Annotated in this window: 17 protein-coding genes; 14 read left to right on the top strand and 3 right to left on the bottom strand. The window is 71.0% G+C overall.

What is annotated here, in order from left to right; all coding sequences use genetic code 11:
* The first annotated feature begins 54 nt into the window (after window positions 1-54).
* Both infB and rbfA read left to right on the top strand, forming a co-directional pair.
* Window positions 55-2,919, top strand: coding sequence for a translation initiation factor IF-2 (gene infB, locus DEJ24_RS03220; protein ID WP_111077243.1), 2,865 nt, complete (start codon window positions 55-57; stop codon window positions 2,917-2,919).
* A 77-nt stretch (window positions 2,920-2,996) separates the two neighbouring features.
* Window positions 2,997-3,473 (top strand): 30S ribosome-binding factor RbfA, encoded by a 477-nt coding sequence (gene rbfA, locus DEJ24_RS03215; protein ID WP_111077242.1) that lies wholly within the window; start codon window positions 2,997-2,999, stop codon window positions 3,471-3,473.
* 151 nt (window positions 3,474-3,624) lie between these two features.
* On the opposite strand, the gene DEJ24_RS03210 is transcribed toward rbfA, so the two are convergent.
* Window positions 3,625-4,524 (bottom strand): A/G-specific adenine glycosylase, encoded by a 900-nt coding sequence (locus tag DEJ24_RS03210; RefSeq protein WP_375334687.1) that lies wholly within the window; start codon window positions 4,522-4,524, stop codon window positions 3,625-3,627.
* Between the two features lie 52 nt (window positions 4,525-4,576).
* Between DEJ24_RS03210 and DEJ24_RS03205 the strand changes: the two genes are divergently transcribed.
* From DEJ24_RS03205 to DEJ24_RS03185, 5 genes are all read left to right on the top strand, one after another.
* A complete protein-coding gene (locus DEJ24_RS03205) occupies window positions 4,577-5,023 on the top strand; it encodes a hypothetical protein (RefSeq protein WP_111077241.1) in 447 nt (148 codons plus the stop codon).
* Between the two features lie 38 nt (window positions 5,024-5,061).
* Window positions 5,062-6,003 carry a tRNA pseudouridine(55) synthase TruB gene (gene truB / locus DEJ24_RS03200; RefSeq protein WP_111077240.1) on the top strand — a complete coding sequence of 314 codons (942 nt, stop codon included), beginning with the start codon at window positions 5,062-5,064 and terminating at the stop codon, window positions 6,001-6,003.
* On the top strand, window positions 6,000-6,365 hold the full coding sequence (locus DEJ24_RS03195) for a hypothetical protein (RefSeq protein ID WP_111077239.1): 366 nt from the start codon (window positions 6,000-6,002) through the stop codon (window positions 6,363-6,365). The genes truB and DEJ24_RS03195 overlap by 4 nt, the downstream gene beginning before the upstream one ends.
* Window positions 6,366-6,457: 92 nt before the next feature.
* Window positions 6,458-6,922 carry a hypothetical protein gene (locus DEJ24_RS03190; RefSeq protein WP_111077238.1) on the top strand — a complete coding sequence of 155 codons (465 nt, stop codon included), beginning with the start codon at window positions 6,458-6,460 and terminating at the stop codon, window positions 6,920-6,922.
* A 17-nt stretch (window positions 6,923-6,939) separates the two neighbouring features.
* Entirely contained in the window at window positions 6,940-7,902 is a 963-nt protein-coding gene (locus tag DEJ24_RS03185) for a bifunctional riboflavin kinase/FAD synthetase (RefSeq protein ID WP_110902172.1), read from the top strand.
* A gap of 126 nt (window positions 7,903-8,028) precedes the next feature.
* Here the strand turns inward: DEJ24_RS03185 and DEJ24_RS03180 are convergent, their stop codons facing one another.
* Window positions 8,029-9,261 (bottom strand): DUF349 domain-containing protein, encoded by a 1,233-nt coding sequence (locus tag DEJ24_RS03180; RefSeq protein ID WP_111077237.1) that lies wholly within the window; start codon window positions 9,259-9,261, stop codon window positions 8,029-8,031.
* Window positions 9,262-9,374: 113 nt separating this feature from the next.
* Complete coding sequence (locus DEJ24_RS03175; protein WP_111077362.1) at window positions 9,375-10,184, bottom strand: peptidylprolyl isomerase; 810 nt, start codon at window positions 10,182-10,184, stop codon at window positions 9,375-9,377.
* Window positions 10,185-10,274: 90 nt separating this feature from the next.
* Between DEJ24_RS03175 and DEJ24_RS03170 the strand changes: the two genes are divergently transcribed.
* The 7 genes from DEJ24_RS03170 to aroC all read left to right on the top strand — a co-directional run bounded on the left by DEJ24_RS03170 (window position 10,275) and on the right by aroC (window position 19,185).
* Window positions 10,275-11,657, top strand: a complete 1,383-nt coding sequence (locus tag DEJ24_RS03170; protein WP_375334686.1) for a replication-associated recombination protein A — start codon at window positions 10,275-10,277, stop codon at window positions 11,655-11,657.
* Window positions 11,658-11,932: 275 nt separating this feature from the next.
* Complete coding sequence (rpsD, locus tag DEJ24_RS03165) at window positions 11,933-12,562, top strand: 30S ribosomal protein S4 (RefSeq protein ID WP_110902175.1); 630 nt, start codon at window positions 11,933-11,935, stop codon at window positions 12,560-12,562.
* Window positions 12,563-12,676: 114 nt separating this feature from the next.
* Window positions 12,677-12,868 carry a hypothetical protein gene (locus DEJ24_RS03160; protein ID WP_111077235.1) on the top strand — a complete coding sequence of 64 codons (192 nt, stop codon included), beginning with the start codon at window positions 12,677-12,679 and terminating at the stop codon, window positions 12,866-12,868.
* Window positions 12,869-12,965: 97 nt separating this feature from the next.
* Entirely contained in the window at window positions 12,966-15,623 is a 2,658-nt protein-coding gene (gene alaS / locus DEJ24_RS03155) for an alanine--tRNA ligase (RefSeq protein ID WP_111077234.1), read from the top strand.
* Window positions 15,624-15,625: 2 nt separating this feature from the next.
* Complete coding sequence (gene ruvX, locus DEJ24_RS03150; RefSeq protein ID WP_111043763.1) at window positions 15,626-16,075, top strand: Holliday junction resolvase RuvX; 450 nt, start codon at window positions 15,626-15,628, stop codon at window positions 16,073-16,075.
* A 71-nt stretch (window positions 16,076-16,146) separates the two neighbouring features.
* Complete coding sequence (gene mltG / locus DEJ24_RS03145) at window positions 16,147-17,868, top strand: endolytic transglycosylase MltG (protein WP_111077233.1); 1,722 nt, start codon at window positions 16,147-16,149, stop codon at window positions 17,866-17,868.
* 96 nt (window positions 17,869-17,964) lie between these two features.
* Window positions 17,965-19,185 (top strand): chorismate synthase, encoded by a 1,221-nt coding sequence (aroC, locus tag DEJ24_RS03140; protein WP_111077232.1) that lies wholly within the window; start codon window positions 17,965-17,967, stop codon window positions 19,183-19,185.
* Window positions 19,186-19,205 lie beyond the last annotated feature (20 nt).

Genomic DNA, 19,205 nt, shown 5'->3' with positions numbered 1-19,205 from the left:
CCGTCAACCATTGAGTCCTGCCCCTTGACGGGGTGGGACCCGTGAAGGAGAACAGTGGCGAAACCACGCGTACACGAGATCGCAAGCGAGCTCGGCGTCGACAGCAAGACCGCAATGGAGAAGCTCAAGGAACTCGGCGAATTCGTCAAGGGCCCGAGCTCGAGCATCGAACCCCCCGTCGCACGGAAGCTCCGTGCAGCGCTGCAGGCAGAGGGCGCGTCCGCGTCGTCCGCTCCGGCGACCCCCGCCGCCAAGGCTCCCGCGGCACCGCGTTCCGGTGCGCCGAAGCCCGGTGGCCCCAAGCCCGGCCCGAAGCGCCCCACCCCGGCGCCCGAGCCCGTCGTCGAGGAAGCACCCGCGGCCCAGCCGGTCGACGGTGCGCCGACTCCCGCCGCCCCGAAGTCCGTCGCGCAGCGGCAGGCCGAGGCCGAGGCAGCACGCAAGGCCGCGGCCGAGCAGAAGGCCGCTGAGCAGCAGGCAGCTGCGCAGCAGACCGACGGCGACCAGCAGGACTCCGGTCCCAGCGACGCCGTGAAGCCCGGCGGCACCAAGCCGTCCGGTTCCGGTTCCGCCCCGAAGCCCGGTGGGCCGAAGCCCGGAGCCCGTCCCGGCAACAACCCCTACGCGTCGAGCCAGGGCATGGGCGCACGTCCGCCGCGCCCCGGCAACAACCCGTTCGCCTCCAACCAGGGCATGGGCCAGCGCCCGGCCGCCGGTGCCGGCAACGGCATCCCGCGTCCTCAGCCGCCGCGTCCCGGTGCGCCCCGTCCGGGTGCTCCGCGCCCCGGTGGTCCCGGCCAGAACAACCGTCCGAACGGCTTCGGGCAGCGCCCGGGCCAGGGTGGCGGCGGCCGTGGTGGCCCCGGCGGCGGCTTCAACCGTCCCGGTGGTGCCGGTGCCGGCGCAGGTGGCGGCTTCGCCCGTCCCGCGTTCACCGGCCCGCGCCCCGCAGGTGGTGGCGGCCGTGGCCGTGGCCCCGGTGGGGGTACCGCTGGTGCGTTCGGTCGTGGTGGCGGCAAGAGCCGTGCCCGCAAGTCGAAGCGGACGAAGCGCGCCGAGTACGAGATGCGGCAGGCACCGTCGCTCGGCGGCGTGCAGGTCCCGCGTGGTGACGGCAACACGGTCGTGCGACTCCGTCGCGGTGCGAGCATCTCGGACTTCGCGGACAAGATCGACGCGAGCCCCGGCAACCTGGTGACGGTGCTGTTCCACCTCGGTGAGATGGCGACCGCGACCGAGTCCCTCGACGAGGCGACCTTCGAGGTCCTCGGCGAGGAGCTGGGCTACAAGATCCAGGTCGTCTCGCCCGAGGACGAGGACAAGGAGCTCCTCGAGGGCTTCGACATCGACATCGACGCCGAGTACGCCGACGAGGACGACTCCGTCCTGCAGCAGCGTCCCCCGGTCGTCACCGTCATGGGTCACGTCGACCACGGTAAGACCCGACTGCTCGACGCGATCCGGAACTCCAAGGTCGTCGAGGGTGAAGCCGGCGGCATCACGCAGCACATCGGCGCGTACCAGATCGTCACCGAGCACGAGGGCATCGAACGCCCGATCACCTTCATCGACACCCCGGGTCACGAGGCCTTCACGGCCATGCGTGCTCGTGGTGCACAGGTGACGGACATCGCGATCCTGGTGGTCGCGGCGGACGACGGCATCATGCCGCAGACGATCGAGGCGCTGAACCACGCCCAGTCGGCCGGTGTGCCGATCGTGGTCGCGGTGAACAAGATCGACAAGGACGGGGCGAACCCGGCCAAGGTCCGTCAGCAGCTCACCGAGTACAACCTTGTGGCCGAGGAGTACGGCGGCGACGTCATGTTCGTCGACGTGTCCGCCCGTCAGAACATCGGCATCCAGGACCTCCTGGACGCGGTGCTGCTGACCGCGGACGCCGGTCTCGACCTGCGTGCGAACCCCGACAAGGACGCCCGAGGCGTCGCGATCGAAGCACGGCTCGACAAGGGCCGTGGTGCAGTCGCCACCGTCCTCATCCAGTCCGGCACGCTGCACGTCGGTGACGCGATCGTCGCCGGCACGGCGTACGGCCGTGTCCGTGCGATGGCCGACGAGAACGGCAACCTGGTCGAGGCCGCGACGCCTGCCCGTCCGGTCCAGGTGCAGGGTCTGTCGTCGGTGCCCCGCGCCGGTGACACGTTCCTCGTCACCGAGGACGACCGCACTGCCCGTCAGATCGCCGAGAAGCGTGAAGCCGCGCAGCGCAACGCCCAGCTGGCCAAGGCCCGCAAGCGCATCTCGCTCGAGGACTTCACCCGCGCGCTCGAAGAGGGCAAGGTCGACTCGCTCAACCTCATCATCAAGGGTGACGTCTCCGGTGCCGTCGAGGCACTCGAGCAGTCGCTCCTCGACATCGAGGTGGACGACAGTGTCCAGCTGCGCATCCTGCACCGCGGTGTGGGTGCGATCACGGAGTCGGACATCGACCTCGCCACGATCGACAACGCGATCGTCGTCGGCTTCAACGTCCGTCCGGACGTCAAGGCCCGCGAGCGTGCTGCCCGTGAAGGCATCGACGTCCGCTTCTACTCGGTCATCTACAACGCACTCGAGGACATCGAGAACTCGCTCAAGGGCATGCTCAAGCCCGAGTACGAAGAGGTCCAGTCGGGTGTGGCGGAGATCCGCGAGGTGTTCCGTTCCTCCAAGTTCGGCAACATCGCGGGTGTCATCGTCCGCTCCGGCACGATCACGCGCAACGCCAAGGCGCGCGTCATCCGTGACGGTGTGGTCGTGGCCGACGGACTGGCGATCGAGTCGCTCCGTCGCTTCAAGGACGACGTCACCGAGGTCCGCACGGACTACGAGGCCGGTATCGGTCTGGGTAAGTTCAACGACATCCAGCCCGGCGATGAGATCGAGACCACTGAACTGGTCGAGAAGCCGCGCGACTGATCGCACTGAGTACCCTGGGCCCCGCCTCTCCCGAACGGGAGAGGCGGGGCCTCACCCCGTTCCGCAAGGAGGAACCCATGGCTGACCCGCAGCGTGCCCGCAAGATGGCGGACCGCATCAAGGAAGTCGTCGCCCGCCGACTCGACAAGGGCTTGCGTGACCCGCGGCTCGGCTTCGTCACGATCACCGACGTTCGAGTCACGGGGGACCTGCAGCACGCGTCGATCTTCTACACCGTGTACGGCTCCGACGAGGAGCGGGCGGACTCCGCCGCGGCGCTGAAGGCCGCGACCGGCATGCTCCGGACCGAGGTCGGCAAGAACATCACGGCGCGGCTCACCCCGTCGCTGGAGTTCATCGCCGACGCCCTGCCGGACACGTCGGCGCACCTCGAGGATCTGCTCGCGCAGGCCCAGATGCGTGACCTGCAGGTCCAGCAGGCGGCGGTCGGTGCGACCTACGCCGGCGATGCCGACCCGTACAAGCACGACGACGAGGACGGGGACGAGGACGTGGACGGCACAGCGCCGTCCGGGCCCGACGCTCGCGTCTGACACCCGATCGACCACGAGAGCGCCCGCCACCACCCCGGTGGCGGGCGTTCTCGTGTGGCAGGCGCTCTGGCGTGGCAGGCGCACTGGCGCGCGGCGGGCGCTCTGGTGTGGCAGGTGCTCGCACGTGTGCGAGGCCGGAGGCGCCAGGGGGTCAGCCGCGCGGCAGTCGGTAGCCCTCGAGGTCGTCGCCCTCGGCGAGTCCGTCACGCAGCAAGGACGCGAGCGCCCGGTCCCGCTGACCGGCATCCGGCCACACCATCGCGATCTCCGTCGGCGTGACGGGGACGTCGCTCGCCCGCAGTTCGGCCATGATCATCCCGCGGACCTGTCGGTCGCTCCCGGCGAACCGGGACTGCTTCGGCGCGCGCGGTCCGTCGTGCTCCGGGTACCCGGCCGCTCGCCAGGCGCAGCGGTCCGCGATCGGGCAGGCGTCGCAGGCGGGGGACCGCGCGACGCACACGAGTGCTCCGAGCTCCATCACCGCCGCGTTCGTCGCCGCGGCGTCGTCGCGGTCGGCCGGCAGGGTCGCCTCCATCAGCGGCAGGTCCTGCTTGGCCTTCGCCGGCCCGGGCTCGCCCTGGCCGAGGACGGCACGTGCCAGGACACGCCGGACGTTGACGTCGACGACGGGGTGCCGGTCGCCGTACGCGAAGACCGCGACGGCCCGGGCGGTGTAGTCCCCGATCCCGGGGAGGGCCAGGAGGTCGTCGACGTCACGGGGGACGACGTTGCCGTGCCGTTCGGCGATGACCGTCGCGGCCGCGTGCAGGGCGAGGGCCCGTCTCGGGTAGCCGAGCCGGTCCCAGGCACGCACCGCGTCCGCCGGGGGCGACGCCGCGAGGTCCGCGGGGGTCGGCCACCGGGTGAGCCACGCCTCCAGTCGGGGGACGACCCGCGCGACCTGCGTCTGCTGGAGCATGATCTCGCTGACCAGGGTGCCCCAGGCCGGGAAGCCGACACGACGCCAGGGCAGGTCACGAGCCTCCCGGCGGTACCAGGCCAGCAAGGGGGACGAGATCGCCGCAGCCCTGTGGATCGTCGCGTCGTCCACGGACGGACTGGAGGCTCTGCCCACGTTCACCACGACAGCCTACGGTGGTGGCATGGCACGCTGGGCACCGCAGGAGATCGACACCATGGCCGCGATCGCGAGCGAGGTGGTCGCGCAGGTCGGGACGAACCGGACGGTCATCGCCGTCGACGGCCAGGACGGGACCGACCTCGAACACGTCGCGGCGGCGCTCGTCGCGGGCTTCGAGCAGCACGGCGTCCAGGCCATGGCTGCGGCTGCCCCGTCCACCGACGTGGACACGCTGCGGAACGACCTGGTGACCCCGTTCCGCACGACCGGGGCCGGTGAGGGCGTGCTCGTCGTGCACGGCCACGGGCTCCTCGCGCCGAGCACCCGCACCCTGTGGCGGTGGTCCCTGTGGGTCGAGCAGGAGACCGGCCGGCTCGAGCGGCGGGCCGACGTGAAGATCGCCGCCTCCGCGGTGCTCGACGTCACGGACCCGGAGCACCCCCGACGCGAGTGGAACGACGCCTGCTGACTGGCGCCGTGCCGCGATGCCGCTGCTAGTCTCGTCCGGTGCTCGTGACCCCGCCCGACGGCATCCTCCTCGTCGACAAGCCGCAGGGCATCTCGAGCCACCGCGTGGTCTCGATCGCCCGACGACGCCTGGACCTCAAGAAGATCGGACATGCCGGGACCCTGGACCCGATGGCGACCGGGCTCCTGATCCTCGGCGTCGGTCCGTCGACACGCCTCCTGACGCATCTCGTCGGCCTCGGCAAGACCTACACGGCCACCATCCGGCTCGGTGTCGGCACCGATTCGGACGACGCCGACGGTGACCCGATCACGGCCCACGGTGCCCCCGCGGGCACGGTGAGTGACGACGCGATCGAAGCTGCCGTGGCGGCGCTCCGCGGTCCGATCGACCAGGTGCCGTCGACGGTCAGCGCGATCAAGGTCGACGGTCGACGTGCCTACGACCTGGCCCGCAAGGGGGAGGCGGTCACGCTCAAGGCCCGACGTGTGACCGTCGACCGGTTCGACGTGCGGGGCCGAGCCGACCGGGTCGTCTCGGTGGACGGGGCCGACGTCGCCGTGATCGACCTCGACGTCGTCGTCTCGTGCTCGTCCGGTACGTACATCCGTGCGCTCGCCCGCGACGTCGGCGCCGCCCTCGGCACCGGCGCCCACCTCACCGCACTCCGTCGGACCGTCGTCGGCCCGTTCGCGGTCGAGGACGCCGTCGACCTCGAAGACGACGCCGTCGACGTCCGCGCCGCCCTCGCCCGACCGACCGACGTCGCCCGTCGCCTGTTCCCGGTCGTGCAGCTCGACGGCGCCCAGGCGAAGGACCTCGGGGACGGCAAGCGGATCACTGCGGACCACCCCGACACCGACGGCCCGGTCGCGGCGATCGCCACGGGTGCCGACCGGCTCGTCGGCCTCGTCGCCGTCCGGCGTGGACAGCTCCGGGTCATCACGAACTTCCCGACCGCGACAGGAGCGAACACGTGATCGAGTGGTTCATGTGGGTGCAGTTCGGCATCGCGTGCGTCATCGGGCTGGCCGCGGTCGTGCTCGGCCTGATCGGACGGAAGCCGAACGACTACACCGTCGGCGGGCTCGCGCTCGTCGAACTCCTGCTCCTCGCGCAGCTGGTGGTCTCGCTCGTCGCCCCGGCGGTCGGGAACCCGCCGCAGGGCAACGTGCTCGAGTTCTGGGTCTACGCGGTGTCGGTGGTCCTGGTCCCGCCGGCGACGATCGTCTGGGCGCTCGTCGACCGGACGCGCTGGAGCACCGTCGTGCTCGGCGCCGGGGCCTTCACCGCAGCGGTGATGGTGTACCGGATGTACCAGATCTGGTTCGCGCTGAACTGACGCCGGCCCTCCTGTCCGGACGTCCCCGGCGACGTCGTCCGCGGCCCGCTCCCCGTGCTCGGGACGCTGCGACGGTCGGTAGGATCGGTGCAATGGTGATCAAGTCCTCCGCAGGAACCGACCGCCCGGCCCGGGGCCGTCGCACGTCGACCCTGGCGAGCGGTGTCGGACGGGTCCTGATCGCCGTCTACGGCATCCTCGCCCTGGCCGCGACCGGCCGGAGCATCGTGCAGATCGCGGAGAAGTTCTCGTTCGCGCCGTTCTCGTACACGCTCAGCGCCATCGCCGCCGTCGTGTACATCGTCGCCATGGTCGCCCTCATCGTGCCGGGCCGCGCCTGGTACCGGGTCGCCTGCGTGACGATCGTCTTCGAGATGACCGGTGTGCTCGTGATCGGGACGCTCTCACTGCTCGATCGGCAGCTGTTCCCGGACGACACGATCTGGTCGTACTACGGCCTCGGCTACGCATTCGCCCCGCTCGTGCTGCCGATCGCCGGACTCTGGTGGCTCCGCAAGCACCACCGGGCCGCCGCGTCCGTGGCGTCTGCAGAGTGAGGACGGAGGACCTGCGCATGCACTTCTACGACGACGTCGCCGACGTCCCCGACGACTTCGGTCCGAGCGCGGTCACCATCGGCAAGTTCGACGGTGTCCACGTCGGCCACCGCGCCGTCATCGCCCATCTCGAGGACGCCGCACGGGCCCGCGGTCTCGTCTCGACGGTGGTCACGTTCGACCAGCACCCCCTCAACGTCATCGACCCGCTGCGTGTGCCGCCGGCACTGACCAGCACGGCCCAGCGGCGCGAACTCCTCGACGCGGTCGGTGTCGACACGACGCTGCTGCTCCGGTTCGACTCGGCGCTCCAGGCGAAGCCGGCCGAGGCGTTCGTGTCCGAGATCCTCGTCGACACCCTGCACGCGAAGCTCGTCTTCGTCGGCAGCGACTTCCGGTTCGGTGCCCGCGGTGCCGGGGACGTCACCCTGCTCCGACAGCTCGGCGAACGGCACGGCTTCCAGGTCGAGCTCATCGACGACGTGGACCTGGCCGACGACGTCCGGTCGGTGGGGGAGCGACGCGTGTCGTCGACCTGGATCCGCGAACTCCTGTCCGTCGGTCGGGTCGCCGAGGCCGCTCGTCTGCTCGGTCGTGAGCACGCCGTCCGGAGCGTCGTCGTGCACGGCAACCAGCGCGGCCGCGCGATGGGGTACCCGACGGCGAACCTCGCGCCGGCCTGCGAGGGCTTCGTGCCCGCTGACGGCGTCTACGCCGCCCGGGTGCTGCACGACGGTGTGACGTACCCGGCCGCGGTCTCGGTCGGCAACAACCCGACGTTCGAGGGAGTCCCGGCGAAGCAGATCGAAGCCCACCTGCTCGACGTCGACCTCGACCTGTACGACGAGACGATCTCGGTGCTGTTCGTCGCCTACGTCCGGGGCATGGTCGCCTTCCGCGGCATGGACGAACTCGCCGCCCAGATGCGACAGGACGACCTGGACATCCGACTGCTCCTCGGGATGCCCGTCTCCGCCTGATCGTCCGCGCGTGATCGTCCGCGCCTGATCGTCAGCGCCTGGTCTGCTCGGTCCGATCCACACGAGCGCAACGCGAACGCCCCGCGACCGATCTGGTCGCGGGGCGTTCGTCGGTGCAGCTCGTGCTCAGCCGCCGAGCGCGTCGAGCCAGATCTTGCGGGCGTCGAGCGCTTCCTGCGCGTCCTTGATCTTGCGGGCGTCGCCGGTCGCCTGCGCGTCGGCGAGCTCCGACTGCAGTTTGGCGATCGCGTCCTCGAGCTGGCTGGCCAGACCCGTCTGACGGGCCTTGCGCTCCGGGTCGGACTGCTTCCAGTGGGTGTCCTCGAGGCTGCGCACGTGGTCCTCGACCGCACGGATGCGGTCCTCGACGCGACGGACGTCGGCGCGGGGGACCCGTCCGATCTCGTCCCAGCGGCGCTGCACGTCGGTGAGGGCCTTGCGCGCGGCGACCCGGTCCGTGATCTGCAGGATCGGCTCGGCCTCGGTCAGGAGTGCCAGCTTCGCCTCGAGGTTGGCCGAGTACTCCTCGTTCTCGGCCGTGTTCTCGGCATGGCGCTGTTCGAAGAGGACGTCGCCGGCTGCCTTGAAGCGTGCCCAGAGCGTGTCGTCGTGGCGTTTGCCGGCGCGGCCGGCGTTCTTCCACTCGTCGAGCAGCTCCCGGTAGGCCGGGATGGCGTCGGAACCGCGGGGAGCAAGCGCCTCGGCCTGCTGGACCAGCTCCTGCTTGCGCGCCCGGGCGTCACGGTGCTGCGAGTCGAGCTCCGAGTAGAAGGCTCGACGGTGCTGGTCGACCGTGGAGCGGGCGGTGCGGAACCGCTTCCAGAGGTCGTTCGCGTCGTTCTTCGGGATCCGGGGCCCGTCGTGTTGGTGCTGCTGCCACCGGGCGAACACGTCGTCGAGCTGCGCGGTCACCTGCTTCCACTGCGCACGGGCGGGGTCCACCGCGGCGAGTGCCTCGGCCTCTTCCACCAGGGCGGTGCGGTGGGCCAGCGCCTCGGTCAGGGCGGCCTGCGCCTGGGCGGCCTGCTCCTTGGTGAGCGAGCCCACCTGGTCGGTCAGGGCGCCGATGCGGTCCTCGAGCGACTTGATGTCGCCGACGACGCGGGCTTCGGCCACCAGGCTGCGCAGGTGCTCGACGGTGCGGGCGACGTCGTTGGCGGACGCGCCGCCCTTGACGCGCTGTTCCGCGATCTTCACCTGGCCTTCGAGGTCCGCGTACTTGCGGGCGAAGTAGGCCAGCGCCTCTTCCGCGGAGGCGTCGGGGTACTCACCCACGACCCGCTCCGAGTCCTCGTACCGGACGTAGACCGTCCCGTTCTCGTCAACCCGGCCCCAGGTCGTTGCTTCGTCAGATGCCACAGGTCTCGCCTCGATCGTGGTCGTGCATCACCGACGTCACCGTCGGCACGGTCAGGTCGTCAGCCTATTGCACCGCCGCGCCGTACGACGGGCGTGTGCGCTTTCGCTGTGGACTACTTCTGCTCCGCGATGGTCGCGCCGGTGATCTCGGTGGCCACCTTCGGCTCACCGGACCCGTCGGAACCCGCGTCGGCGATGCCCTTCGACGTCACCTTCGACACGAGGTCCGACAGCCCGCTGGTCACCTTGCCGACCACCGTGTAGCCGCCCGTCGACGGGTCGAGCGTGGTGTCGTCCGTCACGATGAAGAACTGCGTCGTCTGGGACGCGGGGGTCGCGCCGCGAGCGATGGCGATCGTGCCCTTCGCGTAGGTGCCGTCGCTCGGCACGTTCTCGAGCGGTCCGTACTGGAACCCGGCGTCGCCCGTGCCGTCGCCGTTCGCCGATCCGCACTGCAGGAAGTGGAAGCCGGTGCTGTCGGCCAGGCGGTGGCACTTCGTGCCCTCGTAGAACTGCTTGCGGATGAGGTCGATCTCGACGCTCGCGGCCTGCGGGGCCTTCGCCCCGTCCAGTTCGATGCCCAGGCGGATGTCCTTGTTCAGCGTGAGCGTGCCGGTCCACGTCGTGCCCTGTGCGATGCGCTTGCTCGGCACGTCGCCGGTGTTGCCGGCGGTCGCGCTGGCCGACGCCGTCGGGGTGGCCGTGGAGGTCGCGCTGGCCGGAGTGGAGGCGCGGTCGTCATCCCGCGTCGACGCGTGCACCAGCTGTGACCCGGTGGCGAGGGCGGCGACGAGGACGAGGGCACCGGCCCCGATGACGTTGTCACGGACACGACGTCGACGCTGACGCTCGTGGAGGCCCTGTCTGGCCTGGTAGAGACGGAGTCGCTCGCGGGCTTCACGGCTCTGGTTCTTCGGTGCCACGGTGCTCTTCTGACCTCTCGTCGCGGTGTCCGACGAGCGTACCGGTTCGCCCGTCACCGGCCCGTCGGTGCTGGCGCTTACGATCGACGCATGGCAACTGACCGGTCGGGGATGAACGCGCCCACGACGGGTGGCCGGACCGGGTTGGCCCAGGGTTCGGTACCGCTGGCCGTCCGCATGCGCCCGACCAGTCTCGACGAGGTGGCCGGTCAGCAGCACCTCCTCGGACGCGGATCGCCGCTCGTGCAGCTGGCGACCGGCTCGCGGGAGAGCCCCGGCGGCGTCTCGGTGATCCTGTGGGGCCCGCCCGGCACCGGCAAGACGACCCTGGCGCAGGCGATCGCCCGGCAGTCCGGCCGTGAGTTCGTCGAGCTGTCCGCGGTGACCGCCGGTGTCAAGGACGTCCGGGAGGTCATGGAGAAGGCCCTGACGCACCGGGACCTCTACGGGGCGACGACGGTCCTGTTCCTCGACGAGATCCACCGGTTCAGCAAGGCGCAGCAGGACGCCCTGCTGCCCGGGGTCGAGAACGGCTGGGTGATCCTCATCGCCGCGACGACCGAGAACCCGTCCTTCTCGGTCATCTCGCCGCTGCTCTCGCGCTCGCTGCTCCTCACGCTCAAGCCGCTGACCGACGCCGACCTCGGCATGCTGGTCGACCGCGCGGTCGAGGACGCCAGGGGCCTGCGTGGTGCGGTGGTCCTCGGTGACGAAGCGCGGGCCGCGATCGTCCGTCTGGCCTCCGGTGACGCCCGCCGGGCCCTCACCGCGCTCGAGGCAGCGGCGGCGTCCGCGGTGGCGGCCCAGGACGACGACGAGCGTGCGGCCGGCACCGCCCCGGTCGTCGACGCCGACACGGTCGCCGCGGCGGTGGACCGAGCACTCCTCCGGTACGACCGGCAGGGCGACGAGCACTACGACGTGATCAGCGCCTTCATCAAGTCGGTGCGGGGGAGTGACGTCGACGCGGCGCTGCACTACCTGGCGCGGATGATCGAGGCCGGCGAGGACCCGCGGTTCATCGCCCGACGGATCATCATCTCGGCGTCCGAGGACATCGGCATGGCGGATCCGCAGGCGTTGCCGATCGCCGTCGCAGCCGCACAGGCCGTGCAGTTGATCGGCATGCCCGAAGGCCGGATCCCGCTCGCCGAGGCCGTCGTCTACCTGGCGACCGCGCCGAAGTCGAACGCGGCGTACAACGGGGTCAACCAGGCCGTCGCCGACGTCAAGGCCGGCCGGATGGGTGTCGTGCCGAACCACCTCCGCGACGCGCACTACGCCGGAGCGAAGCGGCTCGGACACGGCAAGGGGTACGTCTACTCGCACGACGCCGAGCACGGGGTCGCGACGCAGCAGTACCTGCCCGACGCCCTGGACGGCACCGAGTACTACACACCGACCGGCAACGGCTTCGAGCGCGAGATCGGCCCGCGGCTCGACCGGCTCCGCGGGATCATCCGCGGCGACTGACCCCCGGGTGCGACGCGCGGGTGCCGTGAGGGCCACATCGGGACCGGATGCTGCTATCGTTGACGGGCCTACGTCCTGGTCCTCGCGTGCGGCTGCGTCGAGGACACAGTGTCGGACACGTCCTGAACGGACCTGACCGGCACGGGGGCAGAGGTTCGGGCTGTAGCCGCCCGATCCCACAGGCTCATCCCTCTGGATCCCGTCACGGGGTCCGTCGGCGCGTGCGCGCTCCGAGACCCGTGACACCTTCAGTTCAGTACAGAGAAAAGGACCCTGTGTCTACCAAGTCACGCACCCGCAGCAAGACCCGCCTGTCTCGCGCGCTCGGCATCCCGCTGACGCCGAAGGCGGCCCGTTACCTCGAGAAGCGCCCCTACGGCCCCGGTGAGCACGGTCGTACCCGCCGTCGTCAGGACAGCGACTACGCGGTGCGCCTCCGTGAGAAGCAGCGTCTGCGCGCCCAGTACGGCATCCGCGAGAAGCAGCTCCGCATCGTCTTCGAAGAGTCCCGCAAGGCGGCCGGTCTGACCGGTGAGAACCTCGTCGAGACCCTCGAGACGCGTCTGGACGCCCTCGTGCTCCGCGCCGGCTTCGCCCGCACGACCTCGCAGGCCCGCCAGCTGATCGTGCACCGCCACATCCTGGTCGACGGCAAGCTCGTCGACCGCCCCTCCTTCCGCGTCAAGGAGGGCCAGCTGATCCACGTCAAGCAGCGCTCCGAGTCGCTCGAGCCCTTCCAGGTCGCCGCTGCCGGTGGCCACCAGGAAGTCCTCCCGAAGGTCCCGGGCTACCTCGAGGTCGAGATCGACAAGCTCCAGGCCCGCCTGGTCCGTCGCCCGAAGCGCGCCGAGGTCCCCGTGACCTGCGAAGTGCAGCTCGTCGTCGAGTACTACGCAGCCCGCTGATCCCAGCGCCTGTGTGAACGGCGGGTCGTCCTCCTCGGAGGGCGGCCCGCCGTTCTTCGTGCCCGCGCTACGCTTGTCGGACGCACGCCCCGGCGTGCCCGAGAGGGAGGCATCGTGAAGCAGCTGTTCTTCGTCGCCGTCGGCGTGATGATCGGTTTCGTCGCCGCGCAGCGCGTCAGCCGGACGCCGTCCGCCGCACACCTCCTCGCCCAGGTCGACGCCCGCGCGAAGGCCTTCACGGGCGCGGTGGCCGAGGGGTACCGCTCACGCGGAGCCGAGCTGCGCCCGACCGCCCACACGGACTGACGCAGCCCCGTTCCGGACGCTGGGTCCGCCTGCCGCACCGTCCCACCTGACTCGCTCCGAGCCTCCCGTCCCCGCCACACGCCCTACAGGAAGCACCATGCAGACCGCAGAGATCCGCCGTCGTTGGCTCCAGTTCTTCGGTGACCGCGGCCACACCGTCGTCCCGTCCGCGTCGCTCGTCTCGGACGACCCGTCGCTGCTGTTCACGGTGGCCGGCATGGTGCCGTTCATCCCGTACCTGACCGGGCTCATCCCGGCGCCGTACCCCCGCGCCACGAGCGTCCAGAAGTGCATCCGCACCAACGACATCGAAGAGGTCGGCAAGACCCCGCGGCACGGCACGTTCTTCCAGATGAACGGCAACTTCTCGTTCGGCGACTACTTCAAGGAGCAGGCGATCCAGTACGCCTGGGAGTTCCTGACCGACCCGGAGTCCGACGGCGGGCTCGGCTTCTCGGCGGACGACCTCTGGGTCACCGTCTACGAAGAGGACGACGAGGCGATCGACTTCTGGAAGCGGCACTCGACGCTGCCGGACGACCGCATCCAGCGCCTCGGCAAGGACACGAACTACTGGTCGACGGGGCAGCCCGGTCCGGCCGGCCCCTGCTCGGAGATCTTCTTCGACCGTGGCCCGGCGTACGGCGTCGACGGCGGTCCCGCGACCGACGACGACCGCTACGTCGAGATCTGGAACCTGGTGTTCATGCAGTACCAGATCGCCGACGTGCGGTCGAAGTACGACTTCGAGATCACCGGCGAGCTGCCGAACAAGAACATCGACACCGGCATGGGGCTCGAGCGCGTCGCCTTCATCAAGCAGGGCGTCGACAACATGTACGAGATCGACCAGGTCCGCCCGGTCCTCGACAAGGCGGCCGAGGTCTCGGGCCGCCGCTACGGTGCCGACCACGAGGACGACGTCCGGATGCGCGTCATCGCGGACCACGTCCGTTCGGCGCTCATGCTCATCACCGACGGTGTCTCACCGTCCAACGAGGGTCGTGGCTACATCCTCCGTCGCCTGCTCCGTCGCACCGTGCGCGCGATGCGGCTGCTCGGGGTCGAGGGTGCGACCTTCCCCCAGCTGTTCCCGGCGTCGCGCGACGCCATGCGCGACGCCTACCCCGAGGTCGGCGAGCAGTACGACCGCATCGCCAGGATCGCCTACGCGGAAGAGGAGACGTTCCTCCGCACGCTCGCGCAGGGCACGACGATCCTCGACGTCGCCGTCGACCGCGCCAAGCAGGACGGCCGTCCGTCGATCGGCGGGGACACCGCCTTCCTGCTGCACGACACGTTCGGCTTCCCGATCGACCTGACCATGGAGATGGCCGAGGAGGCGGGCGTCCACGTCGACCGTTCCGCGTTCGAGACGCTCATGTCGGAGCAGCGCTCGCGTGCCAAGGCCGATGCGAAGAGCAAGAAGACCGCCCTCGCCGACCTCAGCGTCTACAGCGCGTTCCGTGCCGCGGGGGAGACCGTCTTCCTCGGCTACGACGCCCTGCAGGCCGAGAGCCGGGTCCTCGGCCTCATCGTCGACGGCCGGAGCGTCGACCGCGCGGTCGTCGGCGACATCGCCGAGGTCATCCTCGGCGAGACCTCGCTCTACGCCGAGTCCGGTGGCCAGGACGCCGACCAGGGGGCGATCGTCGGCAACGGCTTCGACCTCGAGGTGCTCGACGTGCAGCGTCCGGTGCCCGGCCTCTGGAGCCACACCGTCCAGGTGCGCTCCGGCGAGGTCGGTGTCGGTGACCCGGCGACGACCCTGGTCGACGCCGAGTACCGCCGTGGTGCGACCCAGGCCCACTCGGCCACGCACCTGGTGAACGCGGCGCTCCGCGACGTCCTCGGCCCCGAGGCACTGCAGGCCGGCTCGTACAACAAGGCCGGCTACATGCGCCTCGACTTCTCGTGGAGCCAGCCGGTGTCGCTCGAGACCCGCTCCGAGATCGAGGAGGTCGTGAACACCGCGATCCGCTCCGACCTCGAGGTCTCCACGCGCATCCTGCCGATCGACGACGCCAAGGCCCTCGGGGCCCAGGCGCTGTTCGGCGAGAAGTACGGTGCCGAGGTCCGCATGGTCGACATCGGCGGCCCCTGGTCCCGTGAACTCTGCGGTGGCATCCACGTTGCCTCCAGCGCCCAGGTCGGCCTCGTCAACCTCGTCGGCGAGTCCAGCGTCGGGTCGACCAACCGCCGTGTCGAGGCGCTCGTCGGCCTCGAGGGCTTCCGCGAGCTCGCCGTCGAGCGGACCATCGTGTCCCAGCTCTCGAGCGCACTCAAGGCGCCGCGTGACGACCTCCCGGGCCGTGTGCAGTCGCTGCTCGAGGACCTGAAGACGGCCCAGAAGCGCATCGCCGAGTTCGAGTCGGCGAACCTGCAGCAGCGCGTGCCGGCGATCGCCCGGACCGCCGAGCGCGTGGGTGCCGTGGCGCTCGTCGCACAGGTGGTCGACGGGCTGTCCTCCGGCGACGACCTCCGTGCCCTCGCCACCGGTGTCCGGGGCCAGCTCGGCTCCGACGCCGCCGTGGTCGTGCTCGGTGCAGTCGTCGGCGGCAAGCCGGTCGTCATCGTCGCGACCAACGACGCCGCCCGTTCCGCCGGTGTCCAGGCGGGGCCGCTCGCCAAGGAGGCCGCCGGTGTCCTCGGCGGTGGCGGCGGCGGCAAGCCGGACCTCGCGCAGGGCGGTGGCACCGACGCGTCGGCGCTTCCCGCGGCCCTCCGCGCCGTGTCCGACCGCATCGCGGCCTGACGGTGGCGGTCCGCTCCGGGCGCCGGCTCGGCATCGACGTCGGCCGCGCCCGGATCGGGGTGGCGGTGTGCGACCGCGACGGGCTCCTCGCCACCCCGGTCGAGACCGTCCGTCGGGACGACTCGGCCGACCTCCGGCGGATCCTGGCGATCGCGGAGGAGTACGACGTCCTCGAGATCGTCGTCGGGCTCCCGCTCTCGATGTCCGGTGGGGACACCCCCTCCACGACCGACGCCCGGGACTTCGCCGCCCGGATCGCGGCGCACCGGCCGGTCCGGCTCGTCGATGAGCGACTCTCGACGGTCACGGCGCAGCGCGGGCTCCACCAGGCGGGGAAGAACACGAAGAAGTCGCGGGCCGTGATCGACCAAGCGGCCGCTGTTATCATTCTGCAACATGCGCTCGACCACGAGCGCGCAGCCGGCGCCCCACCCGGGGCCGAACTCCCCTGACAGCTGCCCTCCCGGACCCGCCCCAGCGGACCGGAGCCGCGCGGGGTTCCCGACCGAGAGACCGAGGACCGTTGGCAGACGATCTGGACTGGAACGCGATCATCGCGACCGGCAGCGACGCCGAACGCCGTGACCGCACGGGGACCCGCCGAGGCGAGGGACCCACCGAGACGCCCACGGACGACCCGCCGCTGTCGCGTCGGGAAGCCCGTGCTGCGCGTGCACGAGCCGCAGCGGCGGCATCGGCCGACGACGCCGTCGATCCGACCGCCGCCCGACCCGACGACGACGGGGACCAGCGTCCCGACGCTGCCGAGAGGCCCGCCCCCCGTCCCGGCGTCGGCGCCGCTCCCACAGGCGACGACGTCCACCCCGACGTGCACGCCCTCCTCGGCGGCTCGCTGCACAGCGGTCCGGTCCCCGGCACCGCGGCACCGGCCGACGGCGGCCCGGCCGACGGTGGCCCGGCCGACGACCTCGACGACGACCACGGGCAGCAGCCCCGACGACGCGGCACCTGGCAGGGCGTCGGCGGCGGAACGCCTCTCCCGGACGGCACCGAGCGGGTCGGCGACGGCCCGGACGGCGACCCCGTGGACGGCGACGCCCCGGCGAGCACGAGTGGTGCCGGTGACACCGGCGGCGGGAGTGGCCTCGGTGGCGACGGTGGCGGGCGACGTGGCGGACGTGGGGGAGCCTCCCGACCGCCGCGCGACGAGCGTCCGCCGCGCCGCAAGGGGCCTCTCATCGCCGGGATCGTCATCGTGGCGATCGTGGTCGCCGGCGGTGCGGTCGCCTACAACTTCGCGGCGCCGAAGATCCAGGCCATCGCCAGCGCGATCTCGGGGTCGCAGGAGAGCGACGACTACACCGGCGACGGCACCTCGAAGGTGACGATCACGATCAAGGACGGTGACATCGGCGAGGACGTCGCCGCGACGCTGCAGCGGAGCGGCGTGGTGAAGACCTCGAAGGTCTTCTACCAGCTCCTGCTCTCGTCGCCGAACGTGCAGTTCCAGCCCGGCTCGTACTCGCTGAAGAAGAAGATGAGCTCGAAGGCGGCGCTGACGGCGCTGCAGGACAAGGCCAACCGGGTCGAGGACCCGTCGATCGTGATCCCCGAGGGCACGGCGCTGCAGGACATCGAGGCCGGCATGGTCTCGAAGGCCGGGCTGAGCAAGGCCGACGTCGAGGCTGCAGCGAAGGACGTCTCCGCGTACGGCCTGCCGTCCGGTGTGACCACGCTCGAGGGCTGGCTGTTCCCGGCCACCTACCCGATCAACCCGAAGTGGACGGCGCAGCAGTACTTCCAGACCATGGTCGACACCATGAAGCAGCACCTGGAGACCGCCGGTGTCGCCGCCGCCGATCAGGAGCGCGTCGTCGTGTTCGCGTCGCTCGTGCAGAAGGAAGCCGGCCTCGCAGCCGACTACCCGAAGGTCGCGCGGGTCTTCCAGAACCGACTCGACGACGGCATGCTCCTGCAGTCCGACGCGACGGTGGCGTACGGCACGGGCAACACGCACCGTGTGACGACGACGGACGCCGAACGTGCGGACGGGTCCAACCCGTACAACACCTACCAGCACGAGGGGCTGCCGCCCGCACCGATCTCCAACCCGGGCGACCTCGCCATCAACGCGGTGACGAAGATGGCGACCGGCAACTGGCACTACTTCGTGACGGTCGACCTCCAGAGCGGTGAGACCGTGTTCTCGGACACCCTCGCGCAGCACGAGCAGGCGGTGCAGCGGTTCCAGGCCTGGCTGCGCGCTCACCCCGCCTACCAGTAGTCGGTCGGACCACCAGCAGGACCTCGCGCGACGGGCGGCGGTCGGTGCACCTCGCAGTACACCGGCCGCCGCCCGTCGCTGTGGGAGGATGTCGTCATGCTTCGTTGGTTGACCGCTGGTGAGTCCCACGGACCCGAACTGATCGCCATGATGGAAGGCCTCCCGGCCGGCGTCCCGGTGTCGTACGAGTCCATCCGCGCCGACCTCGCGCGCCGCAAGCTCGGCTACGGGCGTGGCTCGCGCATGAAGTTCGAACAGGACGAGCTCCACCTGTCCGGCGGCGTCCGACACGGCCTCTCGATGGGCAGCCCCATCGCGATCCGCATCGGCAACACCGAATGGCCGAAGTGGGTCGAGGTGATGAACCCCGAGCCCGTCGAGCAGACCGACGCGTCGCGTGGCCGAGGTGCACCGTTGACTCGTCCGCGGCCCGGGCACGCCGACCTGGTCGGCATGCAGAAGTACGGCTTCGACGAGGCCCGGCCGATCCTCGAGCGCGCGTCCGCCCGTGAGACCGCCGCGCGGGTCGCCCTCGGCGCCGTCGCGAAGTCCTTCCTCGCCGAACTCGGCATGACCTCGGTGGCGCACACCCTGCAGGTCGGGACCGTCCGGGTGCCGGACGACGCAGCACTGCCCGTGCCCGAGGACGTCGACCGCCTCGACAACGACCAGTTGCGCTGCTTCGACCCCGCGACCTCCGAGCGCATGGTGACCGAGGTCGAGGCGGCCAAGAAGGACGGCGACACCCTGGGCGGCGTCGTCGAGGTCCTGTTCTACGGCGTCCCACCGGGGCTCGGCTCGCACGTGCAGTGGGACCGTCGTCTCGACGCCCGACTGGCGGCGGCGATCATGGGGATCCAGGCGATCAAGGGCGTCGAGGTCGGGGACGGCTTCGCGACCGCGGCCCGACGTGGCTCAGCCGCCCACGACGAACTCCAGCGCGAGGACGGCGAGATCGTCCGGAGGACCGACCGCGCCGGCGGGACCGAGGGCGGCATGTCCACGGGCACCGTGCTCCGCGTCCGTGCCGCGATGAAGCCGATCGCCACCGTGCCGCACGCCCTGCAGACCATCGACGTCGTCACCGGCGAGGACGCGGCCGCACACCACCAGCGCTCGGACGTCTGCGCGGTGCCGGCATCCGGGGTCGTGGCAGAGGCGATGGTGGCACTCGTGCTCGCCGACGCCGTGCTCGAGAAGTTCGGTGGCGACAGCGTCGCCGAGACCAAGCGCAACCTCGAGGGCTACCTCGCCGCGATCCCGGACACGCTCCGGACGCGTCGCACCGAGTCGTCCGCGCAGACCGCCGCCTGGTGACCGGGGCCGACGTCCCGCCC

Source organism: Curtobacterium sp. MCPF17_001, from assembly GCF_003234615.1.
Classification (GTDB): domain Bacteria; phylum Actinomycetota; class Actinomycetes; order Actinomycetales; family Microbacteriaceae; genus Curtobacterium.
The sequence above is the reverse complement of the archived record's forward strand: the minus strand, read 5'-3'. Positions and strand labels throughout refer to the sequence as shown.

Bases quoted from the DNA above. Each gene is read 5' to 3' on its own strand.
- DEJ24_RS03170 (WP_375334686.1), top strand. From the start codon at position 10,275: ATGGCAACTGACCGGTCGGGGATGAACGCGCCCACGACGGGTGGCCGG.
- DEJ24_RS03205 (WP_111077241.1), top strand. From the start codon at position 4,577: ATGGCACGCTGGGCACCGCAGGAGATCGACACCATGGCCGCGATCGCG.
- DEJ24_RS03190 (WP_111077238.1), top strand. From the start codon at position 6,458: ATGGTGATCAAGTCCTCCGCAGGAACCGACCGCCCGGCCCGGGGCCGT.
- DEJ24_RS03185 (WP_110902172.1), top strand. From the start codon at position 6,940: ATGCACTTCTACGACGACGTCGCCGACGTCCCCGACGACTTCGGTCCG.
- rbfA (WP_111077242.1), top strand. From the start codon at position 2,997: ATGGCTGACCCGCAGCGTGCCCGCAAGATGGCGGACCGCATCAAGGAA.
- aroC (WP_111077232.1), top strand. From the start codon at position 17,965: ATGCTTCGTTGGTTGACCGCTGGTGAGTCCCACGGACCCGAACTGATC.
- alaS (WP_111077234.1), top strand. From the start codon at position 12,966: ATGCAGACCGCAGAGATCCGCCGTCGTTGGCTCCAGTTCTTCGGTGAC.